This window comes from Cellulosimicrobium sp. NPDC057127 (assembly GCF_042670945.1).
Taxonomy (GTDB): Bacteria; Actinomycetota; Actinomycetes; order Actinomycetales; family Cellulomonadaceae; genus Cellulosimicrobium.
In genome coordinates, this window is the sequence record NZ_JBHUUP010000014.1 from 91,809 (window position 1) to 111,047 (window position 19,239).

19 protein-coding genes are annotated in these 19,239 nt (G+C 73.8%); 10 read left to right on the plus strand and 9 right to left on the minus strand.

The window, feature by feature from the left end:
• The first annotated feature begins 152 nt into the window (after window positions 1-152).
• The 4 genes from leuA (at window position 153) to ACFTZA_RS14045 (ending at window position 4,106) form a co-directional block, all read left to right on the plus strand.
• Window positions 153-1,940, plus strand: coding sequence for a 2-isopropylmalate synthase (gene leuA / locus ACFTZA_RS14030; protein ID WP_378195923.1), 1,788 nt, complete (start codon window positions 153-155; stop codon window positions 1,938-1,940).
• A gap of 234 nt (window positions 1,941-2,174) precedes the next feature.
• The gene (recO, locus tag ACFTZA_RS14035; RefSeq protein ID WP_378195927.1) at window positions 2,175-2,924 is read left to right on the plus strand and encodes a DNA repair protein RecO; all 750 of its coding nucleotides are present in this window, start codon (window positions 2,175-2,177) and stop codon (window positions 2,922-2,924) included.
• The gene (locus ACFTZA_RS14040; RefSeq protein ID WP_378195929.1) at window positions 2,924-3,718 is read left to right on the plus strand and encodes an isoprenyl transferase; all 795 of its coding nucleotides are present in this window, start codon (window positions 2,924-2,926) and stop codon (window positions 3,716-3,718) included. The genes recO and ACFTZA_RS14040 overlap by 1 nt, the downstream gene beginning before the upstream one ends.
• Window positions 3,719-3,728: 10 nt before the next feature.
• Window positions 3,729-4,106 carry a VOC family protein gene (locus tag ACFTZA_RS14045; RefSeq protein WP_378195932.1) on the plus strand — a complete coding sequence of 126 codons (378 nt, stop codon included), beginning with the start codon at window positions 3,729-3,731 and terminating at the stop codon, window positions 4,104-4,106.
• Between the two features lie 33 nt (window positions 4,107-4,139).
• On the opposite strand, the gene ACFTZA_RS14050 is transcribed toward ACFTZA_RS14045, so the two are convergent.
• The 6 genes from ACFTZA_RS14050 to ACFTZA_RS14075 are packed head-to-tail and all read right to left on the minus strand — an operon-like array spanning window position 4,140 to window position 8,662.
• Window positions 4,140-4,835, minus strand: coding sequence for an alpha/beta fold hydrolase (locus ACFTZA_RS14050; RefSeq protein WP_378195935.1), 696 nt, complete (start codon window positions 4,833-4,835; stop codon window positions 4,140-4,142).
• Between the two features lie 29 nt (window positions 4,836-4,864).
• Window positions 4,865-5,455, minus strand: coding sequence for a hypothetical protein (locus tag ACFTZA_RS14055; RefSeq protein ID WP_378195938.1), 591 nt, complete (start codon window positions 5,453-5,455; stop codon window positions 4,865-4,867).
• A gap of 3 nt (window positions 5,456-5,458) precedes the next feature.
• Window positions 5,459-5,863, minus strand: a complete 405-nt coding sequence (locus ACFTZA_RS14060; protein WP_378195983.1) for a Fur family transcriptional regulator — start codon at window positions 5,861-5,863, stop codon at window positions 5,459-5,461.
• Window positions 5,860-6,843, minus strand: coding sequence for a metal ABC transporter permease (locus ACFTZA_RS14065; RefSeq protein ID WP_378195941.1), 984 nt, complete (start codon window positions 6,841-6,843; stop codon window positions 5,860-5,862). The genes ACFTZA_RS14060 and ACFTZA_RS14065 overlap by 4 nt, the downstream gene beginning before the upstream one ends.
• Window positions 6,840-7,661, minus strand: coding sequence for a metal ABC transporter ATP-binding protein (locus ACFTZA_RS14070; RefSeq protein ID WP_378195944.1), 822 nt, complete (start codon window positions 7,659-7,661; stop codon window positions 6,840-6,842). The genes ACFTZA_RS14065 and ACFTZA_RS14070 overlap by 4 nt, the downstream gene beginning before the upstream one ends.
• The gene (locus ACFTZA_RS14075) at window positions 7,658-8,662 is read right to left on the minus strand and encodes a metal ABC transporter substrate-binding protein (RefSeq protein ID WP_378195947.1); all 1,005 of its coding nucleotides are present in this window, start codon (window positions 8,660-8,662) and stop codon (window positions 7,658-7,660) included. The genes ACFTZA_RS14070 and ACFTZA_RS14075 overlap by 4 nt, the downstream gene beginning before the upstream one ends.
• A gap of 156 nt (window positions 8,663-8,818) precedes the next feature.
• On the opposite strand from ACFTZA_RS14075, the gene ACFTZA_RS14080 reads away from it, so the two are divergent.
• The gene (locus ACFTZA_RS14080; RefSeq protein WP_378195949.1) at window positions 8,819-10,222 is read left to right on the plus strand and encodes a glycine--tRNA ligase; all 1,404 of its coding nucleotides are present in this window, start codon (window positions 8,819-8,821) and stop codon (window positions 10,220-10,222) included.
• Window positions 10,223-10,318: 96 nt separating this feature from the next.
• Here the strand turns inward: ACFTZA_RS14080 and ACFTZA_RS14085 are convergent, their stop codons facing one another.
• Window positions 10,319-10,480, minus strand: a complete 162-nt coding sequence (locus ACFTZA_RS14085; protein WP_187346195.1) for a hypothetical protein — start codon at window positions 10,478-10,480, stop codon at window positions 10,319-10,321.
• A 136-nt stretch (window positions 10,481-10,616) separates the two neighbouring features.
• On the opposite strand from ACFTZA_RS14085, the gene dusB reads away from it, so the two are divergent.
• The 4 genes from dusB (at window position 10,617) to ACFTZA_RS14105 (ending at window position 14,661) form a co-directional block, all read left to right on the plus strand.
• Complete coding sequence (gene dusB / locus ACFTZA_RS14090; RefSeq protein ID WP_378195953.1) at window positions 10,617-11,834, plus strand: tRNA dihydrouridine synthase DusB; 1,218 nt, start codon at window positions 10,617-10,619, stop codon at window positions 11,832-11,834.
• Between the two features lie 130 nt (window positions 11,835-11,964).
• Window positions 11,965-12,780 (plus strand): hypothetical protein, encoded by an 816-nt coding sequence (locus tag ACFTZA_RS14095; protein ID WP_378195956.1) that lies wholly within the window; start codon window positions 11,965-11,967, stop codon window positions 12,778-12,780.
• Complete coding sequence (locus ACFTZA_RS14100) at window positions 12,777-14,231, plus strand: hypothetical protein (protein WP_378195959.1); 1,455 nt, start codon at window positions 12,777-12,779, stop codon at window positions 14,229-14,231. The genes ACFTZA_RS14095 and ACFTZA_RS14100 overlap by 4 nt, the downstream gene beginning before the upstream one ends.
• 13 nt (window positions 14,232-14,244) lie before the next feature.
• The gene (locus tag ACFTZA_RS14105; protein ID WP_378195961.1) at window positions 14,245-14,661 is read left to right on the plus strand and encodes a hypothetical protein; all 417 of its coding nucleotides are present in this window, start codon (window positions 14,245-14,247) and stop codon (window positions 14,659-14,661) included.
• A gap of 83 nt (window positions 14,662-14,744) precedes the next feature.
• Here ACFTZA_RS14105 and ACFTZA_RS14110 read toward each other — a convergent pair whose 3' ends face one another.
• Both ACFTZA_RS14110 and ACFTZA_RS14115 read right to left on the minus strand, forming a co-directional pair.
• Window positions 14,745-16,562 (minus strand): glycoside hydrolase family 13 protein, encoded by a 1,818-nt coding sequence (locus ACFTZA_RS14110; protein WP_378195964.1) that lies wholly within the window; start codon window positions 16,560-16,562, stop codon window positions 14,745-14,747.
• A 110-nt stretch (window positions 16,563-16,672) separates the two neighbouring features.
• A complete protein-coding gene (locus tag ACFTZA_RS14115; RefSeq protein WP_378195967.1) occupies window positions 16,673-17,725 on the minus strand; it encodes a LacI family DNA-binding transcriptional regulator in 1,053 nt (350 codons plus the stop codon).
• 243 nt (window positions 17,726-17,968) lie between these two features.
• On the opposite strand from ACFTZA_RS14115, the gene ACFTZA_RS14120 reads away from it, so the two are divergent.
• On the plus strand, window positions 17,969-19,198 hold the full coding sequence (locus ACFTZA_RS14120; RefSeq protein WP_378195970.1) for an extracellular solute-binding protein: 1,230 nt from the start codon (window positions 17,969-17,971) through the stop codon (window positions 19,196-19,198).
• Window positions 19,199-19,239: the final 41 nt, after the last annotated feature.

Genomic DNA, 19,239 nt, shown 5'->3' on the forward strand with positions numbered 1-19,239 from the left:
CGACGCACACCGGGCGCGGGGGTACAGTGACAGCGTGCACCTGATGCGGCCGCTCCTCCTTCGTCGCCGCGGCGAGGCTCTCTAGCCGGTCCCTCGTCGCGGTGGTCGGTATGCCGGCTGACACCGATCAGGACGACCCCGAAGGACCGACGATGAACGCCTCTGCCCCCGCTCCCGCCGCCTCGCAGGCCAGCTCCCGGACCAACGGTCAGCAGCCGTCCGGCATGCCGATCCACAAGTACCTGCCGTTCCACCGGCAGATCGAGGTCTCGCTGCCCGACCGCACGTGGCCCGACCGCCGCATCACCGAGGCCCCGCGCTGGTGCGCCGTCGACCTGCGCGACGGCAACCAGGCGCTGATCGAGCCGATGAACCCCGAGCGCAAGCTGCGGATGTTCGAGCTGCTCGTCGAGATGGGCTACAAGGAGATCGAGGTCGGGTTCCCCTCCGCCTCGCAGACCGACTTCGACTTCGTCCGGATGCTCATCGAGGAGGACCGCATCCCCGACGACGTGGTCATCCAGGTGCTGACGCAGGCCCGCGAGCACCTCATCGCCCGCACGTACGACGCGATCCGCGGCGCCAAGCAGGCCATCGTGCACCTGTACAACTCCACGTCCGTCCTGCAGCGCGAGGTCGTGTTCCGGTCCGACCCCGAGGGCATCATCGGCATCGCGACCGACGGCGCGCGGCTGTGCAAGAAGTTCGAGGAGACAGTCCCGGGGACCACGGTCTACTACGAGTACTCGCCCGAGTCGTACACCGGCACGGAGCTCGAGTTCGCCGCGCAGATCTGCAACGAGGTGCTCGAGATCTTCGAGCCCACGCCCGACCGCAAGGTGATCATCAACCTGCCCGCGACGGTCGAGATGGCGACGCCCAACGTCTACGCCGACTCGATCGAGTGGATGAGCCGGCACCTGAACCACCGCGAGAACGTCGTGCTGTCGCTGCACCCGCACAACGACCGCGGCACGGCCGTCGCCGCTGCGGAGCTCGGCTACCAGGCGGGCGCCGACCGCATCGAGGGCTGCCTGTTCGGCAACGGCGAGCGCACGGGCAACGTCTGCCTGGTGACCCTCGGCATGAACCTGTTCAGCCAGGGCGTCGACCCGCAGATCGACTTCTCGGACATCGACCACGTGCGCCGGACCGTCGAGTACTGCAACCAGCTCGCCGTGCCGGAGCGACACCCGTACGCGGGCGACCTCGTCTTCACGGCGTTCTCGGGCTCGCACCAGGACGCGATCAACAAGGGCTTCGACGCGATGTCGGCGCGCGCGGAGTCCGAGGGCACCGACGTCGACCACCTCGTGTGGGCCGTGCCCTACCTGCCCATCGACCCCAAGGACGTCGGCCGGTCCTACGAGGCCGTCATCCGGGTCAACTCGCAGTCGGGCAAGGGCGGCATCTCCTACCTGCTCAAGACCGAGCGGCACCTCGACCTGCCGCGCCGGCTGCAGATCGAGTTCTCCCAGGCCGTCCAGGCCCACACGGACGAGCACGGCACCGAGGTCACCGGCGAGGACATCTGGCGGATCTTCTCCGACGAGTACCTGCCCGTCGAGCCCGGCTCGGGTCTGGACCCGTGGGGTCGCCTCAAGCTGCGCGCCACGCGCGCCTCGTCCAGCGAGGACGGGCCCGACACGCTGAGCATCGACGTCGTCGACCGGGGCGAGGAGCTCACGCTCGAGGGCACGGGCAACGGTCCGGTGGCGGCGTTCGTCGACGCGGTCGCGCAGGTGGGCGTCGACGTCCGCGTCCTCGACTACGCCGAGCACGCGCTGTCCGAGGGCGGCGACGCCCTCGCGGCCGCCTACGTCGAGTGCCAGGTCGGCGACGACGTCCTGTGGGGCGTCGGCATCGACGCCTCGATCACGACCGCGTCGCTCAAGGCCATCGTCTCCGCCGTCAACCGCGCGGAGCGCAGCGCGGCCTGACGCGCCGCCGGCCCCGCCTCGCGTGCGTGCACCGTCCGCCGGGCGACGGCGGTGAGGTCGACGCGAAGGCGGGACCGGGGTGGGGTGGCGGGTCGTGGCGGGCCTGGCGGGAGCGGCCGAGGGACGAGGCCGCGGATGGTAGACCCGCGACCCCACCCCGGTCTCGCCGTCCCACGCCCGGACCCGAGCACCCGCCCGGTCGGGCACGTGGGTGGGATGCGCGAGAATGACGACGTGGTCCTCTACCGAGACGACGCGATCGTCCTGCGCGCCCAGAAGCTGGGCGAGGCGGACCGCATCGTCACCCTGCTGACGCGTGAGCACGGCAAGGTGCGCGCCGTCGGCAAGGGGGTCCGGCGCACGTCGTCACGGTTCGGCGCGCGCCTCGAGCCGTTCATGGTCGTCGACGTGCAGCTCCACGCCGGGCGCTCGCTCGACACGGTGACGCAGGTCGAGACGATCGGCCCGTACGCCCGGCGCGTCTGCGAGGACTACGCCCTGTACACGGCGGGCACGGTCATGCTCGAGACGGCGGAGCGTCTCGTGGCCGCCGAGCGCGAGCCCGCGGTGCAGCAGTACTGGCTCCTCGCCGGTGCGCTGCGGGCGCTGTCCGAGCGCGCCCACGCGCCGAACCTCGTGCTCGACTCCTACCTCCTGCGCGCGCTCGCCGTCGCGGGGTGGGCGCCGACGTTCACGGACTGCGCGCGGTGCGGCGAGCCGGGGCCGCACCACGCCTTCGCCGTCGCGCAGGGCGGCGCCGTGTGCTCGCGCTGCCGCCCTCCGGGCTCGACGGCGCCCGCACCCGAGACCTTCACGCTGCTCGCCGCGCTGCTCGCGGGGGAGTGGGACGTCGCCGACGCGTCCGACGCGCGGCACCGCAAGGAGGCGAGCGGCCTCGTCGCCGCCTACGGCCAATACCACCTGGAGAGAACGTTGCGATCACTGCGCATGGTGGAGCGGGACGACACGCGGGCGGACGCCTGATGGCCCGCTCGCGTCCCGTCGTGCCGCCGTTCGCGCACCCGTCCGGTGCGCGGCCGCCGGCCATCCCGCGCCAGTTCGTGCCGAACCACGTCGCGGTCGTCATGGACGGCAACGGCCGGTGGGCCAACGCGCGGGGGCTGCCCCGCACGGCCGGGCACGAGGCGGGGGAGGCCGCGCTGCTCGACGTCGTCGCGGGAGCGATCGAGATCGGCGTCAAGCACGTGTCGGCGTACGCGTTCTCGACGGAGAACTGGAAGCGCTCGCCCGACGAGGTCCGCTTCCTCATGGGGTTCAACCGCGACGTGATCCGGCGCCGCCGCGACGAGATGGACTCGTGGGGCGTGCGCGTGCGCTGGGCGGGGCGCCGGCCGCGCCTGTGGGCGTCGGTGGTCAAGGAGCTCCAGGTCGCCGAGGAGCAGACGAAGGACAACGACGTCTGCACGCTGACGATGTGCGTCAACTACGGCGGGCGGGCCGAGATCGCCGACGCCGCCGCGGCGATCGCGCGCGAGGTCGCCGCCGGGCGACTCGACCCGGCCAAGGTCTCCGAGCGCACGGTGCAGAAGTACCTCGACGAGCCCGACCTGCCCGACGTGGACCTGTTCCTGCGCAGCTCGGGCGAGCAGCGCACGTCGAACTTCATGCTGTGGCAGGCCGCGTACGCCGAGCTCGTGTTCCTCCCCGAGCCGTGGCCCGACGTGGACCGCCGGCACCTGTGGCGCGCCGTCGAGGAGTACGCGCGCCGCGACCGGCGGTACGGGGGCGCGGTCGACGCCGTCGGTGCCGACGGCTAGCGTGCCGCGCATGACGCTCAGCATCGGCATGGTCACCGTGGACTCGACCGACCCGCTCCCGCTCGCGCAGTGGTGGGCACGCCGCCTCGGCGGACGGGTCGTCGACCAGTCCGACGGGTGGTTCGTCGAGGTCGTCCCCCCGGAGGGGAGCACGGGACCCGCCCTCGCCTTCCAGCGGGTCGAGGACCCCACCCCGGGCAAGAACCGGCTGCACCTGGACCTCGGGTCGTCCGACCGCGAGGCGGACGTGGCAGTCCTGCTCCACGACGGCGCGACGCTCGTGGGCGAGCACACCAGCCCGGGCTACCGGTGGTCGGTCCTGGCCGACCCGCAGGGCAACCAGTTCTGCGTCGGGGCCCCCGACGATTCCGCGACGACGCTCAGCTGAGCGCCGCTGACGGCGGCTCGCTCGCGGCGTCGCTCACCGCGCCGCAGTCGGCGTCCCGGCCCCGGCGAGCGCGACGAGCCGGTCGGCGAGCTCGGCCGGGCGGCTCAGCGCCACGAGGTGGCCCCCCGGCATCTCGGTGACGTCGAGCCCCAGGCGGTCGCGCGTGACGGCCCGCTGGAAGGCGAGCGGGAAGAGCCGGTCGTCGCGCCCCTGGAGCACCACCGTCGGCACGTCGGGCCAGGCCGGCGCCGGCCACGGCTCGGCGAAGGAGCGCGCGGACGGCGCGCGGTCCTCGCCGGCCAGCACGCGCGCCGCGACGTCGGCGGGGACGTCGTGGAAGAAGTCCCGCACCGGGTCGAGCGGCCCGAGACCGGCGGCAGCCCGCGCGTCATCGTGACCGGTGGCCTCCCACCAGGCCCCGCCGCTCTCGCCCGGCAGGGGCACCATCGGGTTGAGCAGCACCAGGAGGCGGACCGGGACGCGGCCGGCGACGAGGCCTCCCACGTACGCACCCATGGACTGCGCGACGACGACGGGCGCGTCCGAGGCGGCTGAGGCGTCGAGCGTGCGCTGCGCGACGTCCGTCAGGTCGTCCCAGCCGAGCCGCTCGTCGTGCTGGGGGAGGTCCACGGGGACCGGGTCGTGCCCGCGCGAGGCGAGCTCGGGCACGAGGCGCTGCCAGTACCCCGGGTGCCCGCCGGCCCCCGGGACGAGGAGGAAGGTCGTCATGCAGCCCCGACCGGTCGGCGGCGCCGGACTCATCGGCCGGCGGGCGCGCCGTCCTCGGCGACACGGCCGATGCCGTCCTGCGCGCCGTCCTCCAGGACCCGCACGGCCGGGACCGTCGCCGCGGCGCGGGCCGCGCGCCGCCGGGCCCTGACGACGACGGCCACGACACCGGCCGCACCGAGCGCGACGAGGACCGCGACGCCCCGGGGAGAGCCGGTGGCCGCGGCGAGGGCTGCCGTCCACACCGCCCAGCCGACGGTCGCGTAGATCGTCGCGTGCAGGACGCAGCCGAGGAGCATCGCGGGCAGGTAGCGCCCGAACGGCATCCGCACGACGCCCGCCGCCCCGTTGACCACCGTCTTCGTGCCCGTGGCGAGGAACGACAGCGGCACGGCGACGAGGCCCCAGCGGCGCAGCGCCTCGATGCCCCGCGCCGTCGAGGCTCCGGAGAGCCAGGCGTGCACGCGCGCGACCCACGGGCGCACGGGCCGGGTGCGGTCGAGCGTCCAGACCGTCACGAGCCGCGCGACCCAGTAGGTGGCCTGCGTGCGGAGGAGGACGACGGCGAAGAAGAACGCGAACAGCGCCGCGAACGGGGCGTCGTCCAGCGCGTCGGGCACCGGTCAGCCCTGGCCGGACCCTCCGGTCGTCGCGCGCTGCGTGCAGCGCTCGCACGTGCCGAAGAGCTCGATGGTGTGCTGGATGTCGGTGAAGCCGTGCGCCCCGCCCACCTGCGCCGCCCAGGCCTCGACCGTCGGGCCGTCGATCTCGACCGTCCGCCCGCAGGAGCGGCACACGAGGTGGTGGTGGTGCTCGCGGCGCTCGCAGCGGCGATAGAGGTTCTCGCCCTCCTCGGTCCGCAGCACGTCGACGTCGCCGCCCTCGGCGAGGCTCTGCAGGGTCCGGTAGACGGTCGCGAGCCCCACCGCGTCGCCGCGCGAACGCAGGATCTCGTGGAGCTGCTGGGCGCTGCGGAAGTCCTCGACGTCCTCGAGCGCGTCGGACACCGCGGCGCGCTGGCGGGTCATCCGCTGCACGGGTCACCTCCGGGAGTGGTTCGGGCCCCGGCCGCGCCCGCGGGGACGAGCCCGGCGTCGGGGATGTCGACGTCGTCGGGGATGTCGGGGTGCGGGTCGCGCGTGACCCGCGGGCGGCGACGCGCCCACAGCGGGCGGAGCAGCGCGACCACGAGGTAGGTCCCGACGGCCAGGACGACGATCGTCGCACCCGGCGACAGGAAGTTCCAGTACGTGATGGACAGGCCGACCACGCACACCAGCACTCCCACGACGCACGCCACGAGCATCGTGCGCCGGAACGACCGGGTGACGAGCTGCGCGACGGCGACGGGCACGATCATGAGCGCGCTGACGAGCAGCAGCCCGACGACGCGCATCGACACCGTCACGGTGAGCGCCGCGACGACGGCGACGGCGATGTTCAGCCCGCGCACCGGCAGCCCCGAGGCGCGGGCGAACTCCTCGTCGTGGCTCACGGAGAACAGCGCGGCGCGCAGCCCCAGGCCGACCGCGAGGATGACGGCGCCCAGCAGCAGCGTCAGCACGAGGTCGGCCGTCGTGACGGTCGAGATGGAGCCGAAGAGGTACTGCATGAGGCTGCCCGACGAGCCGCCCGCGAGCCCGATGAGCAGGACGCCGCCCGCGATGCCACCGTAGAACAGCAGGGCGAGCGCGAGGTCTCCCGACGTGCGGCCGCGCTCGCGCACCATCTCGATCGCGACCGAGCCGATCACGGCGGCGACGACGGCGCCCGGGACGGCGAGCGCGTCGTTCGGCACGAGCCCCATCGCCGACCCCACGAGCCACCCGAGCGCGACGCCCGTGAGCGCGACGTGCCCGATGCCGTCACCGAGGAGCGCGAGACGCCGCTGCACGAGGTACGTGCCGACGACGGGGGCGGAGAGCCCCACGAGCAGCGCCGCGACGAGCGCACGCTGCATGAGCGGGTCGGTGAGCATCGCCCCGATCTCGGAGAAGAAGTCGGTCATGACGCAGTCCTCGGTCCGTGACCTGCGGCGAGGTCGGCGTCCAGGGTCCCGACGAGGCCGGTCGTGGGGCCCGCCTCGGCGCTCGCGGGCTCGTGCGGGTGCTGGTGCTGGTGCGTCGCGCCGGCGTGCGTCGCGGCGGGCTGCGGCGGGGCGCCGTCGTGCACGACACGCCCGTGCCGCAGCACCACCGCGCGGCGGATGAGCGGGGCGAGCGCGCCGAGCTCGTGGAGCACCACGAGCACGGTCAGGCCCTGGCCGACGAGCCGCGCCATGGTCGTGGCGAAGGCCTCCTGGCTCGGCTTGTCGACGCCGGCCACGGGCTCGTCGAGGACGAGGAGGTCGGGGCGGCGCACGAGGGCGCGCGCGATGAGCACGCGCTGCTGCTGCCCGCCGGACAGCTCGACGGTGGAGTCGTCGGCGCGGTCGGCGAGGGCGACGAGGTCGAGCGCGTCGACGACGCGGTCGCGCCAGCCGCGCGGCAGCCGCAGCCGGCCGCCGCCCAGCAGACCGGAGGCGACGACCTCCGCGGCGGTGGACGGCATGCCCGAGGGCGCCGCGAGGCGCTGCGGGACGTAGCCCAGGCGCCGCCACGGGACGCGCGGACCGAGCGGCGCGCCGAACAGCTCGACGGACCCCGCGCTGAGCGGCACGACACCCACGAGACCCCGCACGAGCGTGGACTTGCCGGAGCCGTTGGCCCCGAGGAGCGCGACGACCTCGCCCTCGCCGACGGTGAGGTCGATCCCGCGCAGGATCTCGCCGCCCCCGAGGCTCACGTGCACGTCGCGGGCGGCGACGAGCGGTGCCGGGCCCGTCATGAGCACGCCAGACCGGACGTGAGCGCCTCGAGGTTGGACTCCATCACCCCACGGTAGTCCGTGGCACCTTCCGCAAGTCCTTCGAGCGGGTCGAGGACGGCGGTGCCGACGCCGAGGTCGTCGGCGAGGGTCTGCGTCACCTTGGGGCTGACGAGCGTCTCGAAGAAGAGGGTGGTGACGCCCGCGTCCTGGACCACCTCGCGCACCTCGCGCAGGCGGGCGGGGGAGGGCTCCGCCTCGGGGTCGATCCCGGAGATGCCGACCTGGTGGAGGTCGTAGCGCTCGGCGAGGTAGCCGAACGCCTCGTGCGAGGTGACGAGCGTGGCGCCGGCGCACGGTGCGAGCGCCTCGGCGTACTCGGCGTCGAGCGCGTCCAGGTCGGCGGTGAGCGACTCGGCGTTCGCGCGGTACTCCTCGGCGTGGTCGGGGTCGATGGCGGACAGCTCGTCCGCCACCTCGTCGCCGACGGCGGCCAGCCGTGTCGGGTCGAGCCAGAAGTGCGGGTCCAGCGCGCCGTGGTCGTGGCTGTCGTGCTCGTCGTCGCCCTCCGCGTGCTCCTCCTCCGCGTGGGCGGCGTGCTCCTCGGCGGTCTCGCCCTCGTGCCCCGCGCCGTCGGGGTGCTCCTCGAGGCCTGCCGGGCCGGCCGCGTCGACGACGTGGGCCGGGTCGCGCTGCTCGATGCCCTCGTCGACGGCGGTCTGGAAGCCGGACAGGTACACGACGAGGTCGGCGTCGCCGATCTCGCGGACCTGCGCCGGCGCGAGCTCGAGGTCGTGCGGCTCGGCCGCGGGCGGGGTGAGGTTCGACACCTGGACGTGCTCGCCGCCCACCTGCTCGGCGACGTACTGCAGCGGGTAGAAGGACGCCAGGACCTGGACGCGGCCGTCGGCGTCGTCCTCGCCCCCCGCGCCAGGGGAGGAGCAGCCTGCGGCGACGAGCGTCGTGGCGGCGAGAGCGGCGGACGCGACGAGCGCACGGCGGCGCGGGGCGGGACGGGTCATGGCACCCAGTGTCCGCCTTAGTGAGAATCGATGTCAAAATTGCACCCTGTGGCTCGCGTCACCGGCGGGTACGCTGGTCGGTCGGCGCCCGCGAGCGCCCGTCCGACCCCGTCCAGCCCCCACGAGCCACGTGCGGGGCCGTGAGCTCCAGGAGTGATGACCGTGGCCGCTGCGCCCTCACCGTCCGCCCGCCTCGACGCCGTCGTCTCCCTCGCCAAGCGGCGCGGGTTCGTCTTCCCGTCGGGCGAGATCTACGGAGGAACGCGCTCCGCCTGGGACTACGGTCCGCTCGGCACCGAGCTGAAGGAGAACATCAAGAAGCAGTGGTGGCGGGCGATGGTCACGAGCCGTGACGACGTCGTCGGCCTCGACTCGTCGGTGATCCTGCCGCGTCAGGTGTGGGTCGCGTCCGGCCACGTCGGCGTCTTCACCGACCCGCTCACCGAGTGCCTCTCGTGCCACAAGCGGTTCCGCGAGGACCAGATGATCGAGGAGTTCGAGGAGAAGAAGGGCCGTGCGCCCGAGGGCGGTCTCGCCGAGATCGCGTGCCCGAACTGCGGCACGCGCGGGCAGTGGACCGAGCCGCGCGACTTCAACATGATGCTCAAGACGTACCTCGGCCCGGTCGAGGACGAGTCCGGGCTGCACTACCTGCGCCCGGAGACGGCGCAGGGCATCTTCGTGAACTTCGCCAACGTCATGGGCGCGAGCCGCAAGAAGCCGCCCTTCGGCATCGGCCAGATCGGCAAGTCGTTCCGCAACGAGATCACGCCCGGCAACTTCATCTTCCGCACGCGCGAGTTCGAGCAGATGGAGATGGAGTTCTTCGTCGAGCCGGGCACCGACACGCAGTGGCACCAGTACTGGATCGACACGCGCACCGACTGGTACGTCGACCTCGGCATCTCCCGGGACAACCTGCGCCAGTACGAGCACCCGCAGGAGAAGCTGTCGCACTACTCGACGCGCACCGTGGACATCGAGTACCGCTTCGGTTTCACCGGCTCCGAGTGGGGCGAGCTCGAGGGCATCGCGAACCGCACGGACTTCGACCTGAAGACGCACGCGGAGCACTCCGGCAAGGACCTGTCCTACTTCGACCAGACGAAGAACGAGCGCTGGGTCCCGTACGTCATCGAGCCGGCCGCCGGCCTGACGCGCTCCCTCATGGCGTTCCTCGTCGAGGCGTACACCGAGGACGAGGCGCCCAACGCCAAGGGCGGGGTCGACACCCGCACGGTCCTGCGTCTCGACCACCGTCTGGCGCCGGTGAAGGCCGCCGTCCTCCCGCTGAGCCGCAACGAGCAGCTCTCGCCCAAGGCCAAGAACCTCGCGACGGAGCTGCGCAGGTACTGGAACGTCGACTTCGACGACGCCGGGGCGATCGGCCGTCGCTACCGCCGCCAGGACGAGATCGGCACGCCGTTCTGCATCACGGTCGACTTCGACACGCTCGACGACCAGGCGGTGACGATCCGGCACCGCGACTCGATGAGCCAGGAGCGCGTGGCCCTCGACAAGGTCACGGAGTACCTGGGCGGGCACCTGCTCGGCGCCTGACGGCGGACACCCCGGGCACGACGACGGGGCGGGACCTTCGCGGTCCCGCCCCGTCGTCGTGCGCGCCCTGCGGCGCTGCGCCCTCCTGGGGCTGCGCTAGCTCTTCAGCGCGCCCTTGCCCCGGCGCAGCACCGCGAGCACGAGGCTCACGACGAGGATCGCGACACCGATCCACAGGAGCACCTTCGCGGCCTCGATCGCCACGCCCAGGATGAGCAGCACGGCGCCCACGATGACCAGGATCAGCCAGAGAGGCATGAAGTTCCCTTTCGTCCGGATGTCGACGGGTATGCCGACCGGAAGAACCTTGCCACGGGTTCACGGCCCGCGCGCGGTGAACGGTCGCGACGTCTGCACGGTCCGCTCGCAGGGCGTCCCGGAGGCGGGTGGGAGAATGGGGCGCGTGAGCGCCTCCACCTCGACCCTCGCTGCCACCGCTGCGGGCGTCCCGGCCGCGGCGGGACGTGTGCTGCCGCCCCTGCAGATCGGCCCGCACGCCGTCGACACCCCGGTCGTGCTCGCCCCGATGGCCGGGGTGACGAACCGGGCCTTCCGCACGCTGTGCCGCGAGCACGGCGCCGGGCTGTACGTCGCCGAGATGGTCACCAGCCGTGCGCTCGTCGAGCGCAACCCCGAGGCGCTGCGGATCGTGACGTTCGACGAGGGCGAGTCGCCGCGTTCGGCCCAGGTGTACGGCGTCGACCCGACGACGGTCCGCGAGGCCGTGCGCATCATCGTCGACGAGGACCGGGCCGACCACGTCGACCTCAACTTCGGGTGCCCGGTGCCCAAGGTGACGCGCAAGGGCGGCGGCGCCGCGCTCCCGTGGAAGCGCGAGCTGTTCGCCGCGATCGTGCGCGAGGCCGTCGAGGCCGCGCGCCCGTCCGGCGTCCCCGTCACGGTGAAGATGCGCAAGGGCATCGACGACGACCACCTCACGTACCTGGAGGCCGGCCGTGTCGCGGAGGACCTCGGCGTCGCCGCCGTCGCCCTGCACGCCCGCACCGCGGCGCAGCACTACTCGGGCACGGCCGACTGGTCGGCGATCGCGCGGCTCAAGGAGACGGTGACGAGCATCCCGGTGCTCGGCAACGGCGACATCTGGTCCGCCGAGGACGCCGTGCGCATGGTGCGCGAGACCGGGTGCGACGGGGTCGTCGTCGGTCGCGGCTGCCAGGGGCGCCCGTGGCTCTTCGCCGACCTCGCCGCCGCGTTCGCGGGGCGGCCCGAGCGCGTGCGGCCCGGCATGCGTGAGGTCGCGGACACGATCTACCGCCATGGCGAGCTGATGATCGAGTACTTCGACGGCGACGAGGGCAAGGGCATGCGCGACCTGCGCAAGCACATGGCCTGGTACCTCAAGGGCTACCCCGTCGGGGGCGACGCCCGGCGCGCGCTCGCCATGGTGTCCACGCTCGAGGAGCTGCGCACGCTCCTCGACGCCCTCGACCTCGACGCGCCGTACCCGGGCGAGCCGGCCGAGGGGCAGCGCGGGCGGGCCGGGTCGCCCAAGACCCCGCACCTGCCGTACGGCTGGCTCGACTCGCGCGAGCTCGAGGGCGAGTTCGCCGAGCGCCTCCGCGAGGCGGAGCTCGACGTCTCCGGCGGCTGACGACCCGGCGCGGTGCGCGGGGGAGCGGTCCCCATCGTCCTCCGGATCTCCGCGCTGCTAGCCTCCGGCGAGCGGGGCGGGTGACAGGCCCACGACGGGACGACGCGCGACCAGACGACGAGGGGGCGCCGTGCGTGCGCTGCGTGTGACGAGGGGGGCGTGGGCTCGTGCCGTCGGGCTCGCCGGGGGACGGGTCGACGCCGGTGCCGCCGTCGTCGACGGGACCGGCGCCGACGAGGCCGTGCTGGCCGAGCTCCGCGAGCACGGGATCGCCGATGAGACGGGCGTGCTGACCGCGGCGTGGGCCGCCGCTCTCCGCGACCACCTCGCCGCGCCGGTCCGCGCGACGCTCCGCGCCCGCTCCGGCGAGACCGGTGCGACGACCCGGCTGACGCTCGTCGAGGACCGGGTCCTGCTCGTGCACGACGCGGTGCGGGGCGAGCTCGGTTCACGCGAGCTCGAGGTGACGGACGTCTCGGCGCACGTCGACGTCGTCCTCGTGCGCGTCGACGACCTGTGGCCGGCCCTGGTCCGCCTCCTCCCGCCGTCGGAGCCGCTCACCGCAGGTGCGCGGCCGGGCCCGCGGCCCGCCGACCTGCCGCGGACCGTCCTCGGCTCGCGGGACGTGGAGCGGCTGCGCGCCGGCGAGGACCTGGCGGCGCTCCCCGCCGCCGCGCGCGCCGTCGCCGAGGACGAGGAGGCGTCGCTCGTCGTGCTCGTCGAGGCGTGGCCCACGCCTGCCACACCCACCGTGGTGTGGTCGCGCTGGTGGTCCGTCGCCGGCGGCCGTCTCCTCGACGTCCAGCTCCGCGACGACGACGTGCACCTCGTCGAGCGGCCGCCGGGGTCCGTCGCCGCGGAGCTGCGCTGGGCGCTCGTCGGGGCGGTCGACACGACCGCGCCCGTCGCCGACGGGTCCGCGACCACCACGGGTGGTGCGCGATGACCACGAGCATGTGGGGCATGGACGTCGCCGCGGTGCGCGGGCTCGGCGACAGTCTCGACCGTGCCGCGGACGAGCTCGAGACGGCGCGCGACCAGGTCGGCGCGCGCATGACGCTGTCGTTCGGCGCGGGCCCCGACCTGGACGCGTTCCGGGCGCGGTGGAGCAGCGAGCTCGCGCCGTCGCTCGCGCGCGTGTGCGCGACGCTGCGCGCGGCCGCGGGCGACGTCCGGCGCGACGCCGACCAGCAGGACTCCGCCTCGGGCGACGGTGCCGGCGGCGGTGCAGGTGCGGGAGGTCCGAGCGCCGGTGGCGGCGGTGCGGGTGGCGGCGGACGTGCCGACCACGGCGACGGGCCCGACCGGCTGCGCGACCGTGGCGAGGAGCTGTGGGACGCGAGCGGCGACGCGCTCGACGGCGTCGGAAGCTGGTGGGACGCGACGTCGGACGACTGGCTCAACGTCGGCGACGCGGCCGAGCAGCTCTGGGACGCGACGGGAGGCGCGCTCCTCGACGGCGAGTGGCCGCGCACGACGGAGGTCGTGGCGTCGCAGATCCGCACGCTCGGCGCGTTCGGCGGTGCGCTGTGGACCACCGTCACGGGCGACGAGGCGAACCTCTTCGACGACGGCGACCCGTACGCGGGCGACCCCCGCGCCGTGCCGACGGACGCGAACCGCGCCGGCACACCACCACTGCGTGTCCCCGAAACTCTCGACGACCTCACGGCGAGCGTGACCGACGCCTACGACGCGGGCGACGGCGTCGTGCGCGTCACGACGGTGGAGACGGCGGACGGACCGCGCGTCGTCGTCAGCGTCCCGGGGACCCAGCCGTGGAACCCGAGCGCCGGGTCGAACCCGATGGATCTCACGGGCAACCTCGTCACGGCGGGTGGTGGGACGTCCACGATGACCGAGAGCGTCGAGCTCGCCATGCGCACCGCGGGCATCCCCGACGGCGCCCAGGTGATGCTCGTCGGGCACTCGCAGGGCGGCATGACCGTCGCGGACCTCACGTCCGACCCGGACTTCGTCTCGCGCTACGGCGTGACGCACGCGATGACGTTCGGCTCGCCGATCGACAGCGAGCACGTCGACCCGCGCGTGTCGGTGCTCGAGGTGCAGCACGCGACGGACGTCGTGCCGCGGCTCGACATGGAGGACGGGCTCTACGTGCCGAACCCCGTGCGTCCGGCGCTCCCGGTCCTCCCCGGGCTGCCGAGCTTCTCCGACCAGGCGGGCCCGCAGCACACCACGGTCACGCTGCCGAACCCCGGGCCGTGGTACGACGCCGCGACGAACCACTCGCACGAGGAGTACAGCGCGTCGATCAGCCAGAGCGCCGACCCGGCGCTCGCGGCGTACACGCAGGAGCTGCGCGACAGCGGGTTCCTCGGCGGGACCCGGCCGAGCACGAGCGCGGTGGACGTCACCGTGGGACGAGAGGACTGACGAGGTGGCACGGATGCGGTGGGGCGCGGACGGGGCCCGGAGCGTTGCGGCGGTGCTCGTGGTCGCGGCGACGCTCGCGGGCTGCGGTACCGGCGCCGGCGCGGAGCGCTCGTGCGAGGAGACCCTGGAGGCGCTGACGCTGTCGGTCGACTGGGTGAGCGCGGCGCAGTTCGAGTGCCGCAGGAGCTTCGGCGACTCGGGGGAGCAGGGCGAGGTCACGGTCACCGCGACGACGGAGGCAGAGGCGGTCGCGGTCATGGAGGACGTCCTGCGCACCTACGCCGCGTCGGCGGAGCTCGACGACGCGTCGGGGCCCGTGCTCGTCTTCGTCACCGAGGACGGCAGCGTCACCGTCGGCCCCGGGCTCCTCGGGTTCAACGGCACGCCGGCGATGTCCGAGGTGCGCGAGCACTACGGCATCCAGCCGTGACGGCCGGCAGGCGCCGCCGACCGGCTGCGTGACGGACGGCCGGGCACCCACGCGGGTGCCCGGCCGTCATGGTGAGGCGGGTGTCAGAGCGCGCGCAGCCAGACGGTCGTGTCGGACGGGACGCGCACCTGCGGCTCGGTGGAGCGGTCGCTGACGAGCGGGCCGGACGCGACGAGCACCTCGGCCCCCGCGGGCAGGACGACCGGCTCCGTGCCGAGGTTCGCGAGGACGACGACGTCGCGGTTGCGGAAGGCGACGACGTCGGGCGAGCCGGCGTACGCGTCGACCCACGCGAGCGTGCCGCTCCCCAGCCGCTCGGTCCGGCGCGTGGCGAGCGCCGACCGGTACGTCTCGTACGTCGTCCCGGGGACGCCCCGCTGGACGTCGGCGGCGTAGCGCGCGTAGGACTCCGGCTGCGGCAGCCACGTCCTCCCGCTCGGGCCGAAGCCGTAGCCCGGGGCGTCGGCCTGCCAGGGGAGCGGGACGCGGCAGCCGTCGCGGCCGGCCTCGGCACCCTGGGTGCGGAAGAACGCGGGGTCCTCGCGGACGTCGTCGGGCAGCGCGGTGTGCTCGGGCAGGCCGAGCTCCTCGCCCTGGTACAGGTACGACGACCCCGGCAGGCCCAGCATGAGGAGCGACGCGGCCCGGGCGCGCCGCAGGCCGAGCTCCTCGTCGGGCTGCGGCTCGTGGGCGAAGATCCCGTTCGGCCGCAGGCCCGGGTCGGCCAGGCCGAGGCGCGACGCGTGGCGCACGACGTCGTGGTTCGACAGGACCCACGTCGTCGGCGCGCCGACCTCGTCGTTGGCGTGCAGCGACGCGGCGACGACCCGGCGCAGGGGTTCCGCCGACCAGGGGGTGGTGAGGAACGAGAAGTTGAAGGCCTGGTGCATCTCGTCCGGGCGCACGTACCGCGCGAGACGGGAGAGCGGCTCGACCCACGCCTCCGCGACGAGGGCACGGTCGCCGTCGTACCCGGCGAGTACCCGGTGCCAGGCGCGGTAGATCTCGTGGACGCCGTCCTGGTCGAACATCGGCCCGGAGTTGCCGGCGCCGGTCGAGCCGTCCTCGGGCGCGCCCGCGTCGGTGCCCTCGACCATCGCGACCTTGCCGTCCCAGTCGGGCAGGCCGGGCGCCTTGACCATGCCGTGCGCGACGTCGATGCGGAAGCCGTCCACGCCCTTGTCGAGCCAGAAGCGCAGCACGTCCTCGAACTCGGACCGCACCTCGGGGTTCTCCCAGTCGAGGTCGGGCTGGGACGAGTCGAACAGGTGCAGGTACCACTGGCCCGGGACCTCGCCGTCGGCGCCGGTGACGGGACGGGCGCCCGCGCCGGCGGTGACGCGCGTCCACGCCGGTCCGCCGAAGATCGACTGCCAGTTGTTCGGGGGCAGCTCGCCGTGCTCGCCCTCGCCCTCGCGGAAGACGTAGCGCGCGCGCTCGACCGACCCCTCGGGTGCGGCGAGCGCGGCCTGGAACCACGCGTGCTGGTCGGACGTGTGGTTCGGGACGAGGTCGACGATCACGCGGATGCCGCGGGCGTGCGCCTGGGCGAGCAGCTCGTCGAAGTCGTCGAGCGTGCCGAACAGCGGGTCGACGTCGCGGTAGTCGGCGACGTCGTAGCCGGCGTCCTTCTGGGGCGAGCGGTAGAACGGGCTGAGCCACACGGCGTCGACCCCGAGCTCCGCGAGGTGGTCGAGCTTCGACGTGATGCCCGGCAGGTCGCCGATCCCGTCGCCGTCGCCGTCGGCGAAGGAGCGCGGGTAGACCTGGTAGATCACCGCGTCGCGCCACCACTCGGGCGTCTCGCCCGGTCCGGCGTGCACGAGCTCGCCCGAGGCGAGGAGCGCACCGGGGTCCGGGGGGACCGTGGTCGCGAGCAGGGTGGGGTCGGTACGAGACATCGGGGGTGGAGTCCTCACGTGGTTCTTCGGGGGATGGTGCGGTCGGGGAGCGCGGTCGCGCGGTGTGCCGGGTGCCCGACCACGCGGGCCGGGCGGGCGGTTCCCGAGGGTCAGGCGGCCGGGGAGCCGGGCTCGACGGCGGGACGCACGGGCGCCGCGCCGGTCGAGTCGCGGACGATGAGCTCGGTCTGGAACAGCAGCTCCGAACGGGGCGCCCGGCCACCCTGGATCTCGGTGAGCAGCGCGCTGATCGCCGCGTGCGCCATGGCGGCCACGGGCTGGCGGACGGTCGTGAGCGGCGGGTCGGTGAAGCCGATGAGCGGCGAGTCGTCGTACCCGACGACGGACACGTCGTCGGGCACGCGCAGGCCGCGGGCGCGCGCCGCGCGGATCGCGCCGAGCGCCATGAGGTCGGAGCCGCACACGATCGCGGTGTGGCCGGTGTCGAGCAGCTCCCCGCCCGCCGCCTGGCCGCCCTCGACGGTGTAGAGCGTGGTCACCAGGTGCTCCCGCGCCGCGGCGGCGTCCTCGGCCAGCCCGTGCCGCACGAGCGCCTCGACGAAGCCGGCGACCTTGCGCTGGGCCGGGACGAAGCGCTGGGGACCGATCGCGAGACCGATGCTCCGGTGCCCGAGAGAGACGAGGTGGCGTACCGAGAGCTCGACGCTCGCCACGTCGTCCGGCGAGACGAACGGCGCGTCGATGCCCCCGGCGTACCCGTTGACGAGCACGATCGGGATGCCGCGGCTGCGCAGCCGCTCGTAGCGCTCGTGGTCGGCCTGGGTGTCGGCGTGCAGACCGGAGACGAAGACGATGCCGTCGACCGCGTGGTCCATGAGCATCTCGACGTAGTCGTCCTCGGTGGTGCCGCCCGGGGACTGCGTGCACAGCAGCGGCGTGTACCCGTGCTCGGACAGCATGGACTCGATGGTCTGGGCGAAGGCCGGGAAGACGGGGTTGGTCAGCTCCGGCACGACGAGGCCCACGAGGCCGGCCGAGCGGGTGCGCAGCGTCGAGGGGCGCTCGTAGCCCAGCACGTCGAGCGCCGCGAGGACGGCCTGGCGCGTCTCGCTCGCGACGCCCGGCTTCCCGTTGAGGACGCGCGAGACCGTCGCCGTGGAGACGCCGGCCTGGGTGGCGAGATCGCTGAGACGGGTGCGCACGTGGGGAAGCGTAGGGGACACCGGACCTCCTCGTCCTGGTCGTCCGGGCGGTGGCCGTGCGCGCTCCAGCGCACGACGACGCCGTCCGGGGGAGGCGAGCGGGCGCCGTCGGGCGCCCTCGTAACGTGTTGCATGAAAGTTACCGCAACGGCTTGCACAATCGCCACCCACCGCTCTACGGTCGTCGCACCAAGGCCCGGCACCGGAGCGGGCCATCCACCTCACACGCTTGGAGTGCCCCTGATGCGACGGAGCATCGTCCTTGCCGCCGCGCTGACCACGACGCTCGCCCTCACGGCCTGCTCGTCCGGCGAGAGCGGCGACGAGACCACCACGGACCCGCAGGAGAGCGCGTCGGCCACCGGCTCGCTCACCGTCTGGGTCGACGAGACCCGCCAGGACGCGGTCACCGCCGCCGCGGCGTCCTTCGAGGAGGAGACCGGGACGGCCGTCGACGTCGTCCTGAAGAACTTCGAGGACATCCGCGCCGACTTCATCGCCCAGGTCCCCACGGGCGAGGGCCCGGACATCACGGTCGGCGCGCACGACTGGCTGGGCGAGCTGACGACCAACGGCGTCGTCGCGCCGCTCGAGCTCGGCGACACCGCCGGCGAGTTCGAGGAGGTCTCGATCGAGGCCTTCACGCAGGACGGCCAGGTCTACGGCCTGCCGTACGCGATCGAGAACATCGCCCTCATCCGCAACACGGCGCTCGCACCCGAGGCGCCCGCGACCTGGGACGACGCCGTCGCGGCCGGCCAGGCCGCCGGCACGCAGTTCCCCATCCTCGTGCAGTCGGACGGCGACAAGGGCGACCCGTACACCCACTACCCGTTCCAGACGTCGTTCGGCGCCCCGGTGTTCACGCAGAACGAGGACGGCAGCTACACGTCCGAGCTCGCGATGGGCGGGCCCGAGGGCCAGGCGTACGCGCAGTGGCTCGGTGCGCAGGGCGCCGCGGGCGTCCTCAGCCAGGACACGACGTACGACATCGCCGTCGAGGCGTTCGCGAACGGCCAGTCGCCGTTCATCGTCGGCGGCCCGTGGATGATCGAGTCGTTCGAGGGCCTCGAGCTGTCGATCGACCCGGTCCCGACCGCGGGCGGCGAGCCCGCGCAGCCGTTCGTGGGCGTGCAGGGCTTCTACCTCAGCGCCGAGAGCGAGAACGCGATCGTCGCGAACGACTTCCTCGTCAACTTCCTGTCGACCGAGGAGGCCCAGCTCGCGCTGTACGAGGCGGGCAACCGCCCGCCGGCGCTGACCGCCGCCGCCGACGCGGCGTCGGCGGAGGACGAGATCGTCGCCGGGTTCCGCGAGGTCGGGGCCGAGGCGCTGCCGATGCCGTCCATCCCGGAGATGGCGTCCGTCTGGAGCTTCTGGGGCGTGACCGAGGCCGCGATCGTCAGCGGGGCCGACCCCGTCGCGACGTGGGACAAGATGATCGCCGACATCCAGGGCGCGATCGGTTCCTGACCGCCACGCGTCGTCGGGCACGGGGAACGATCCCCGTGCCC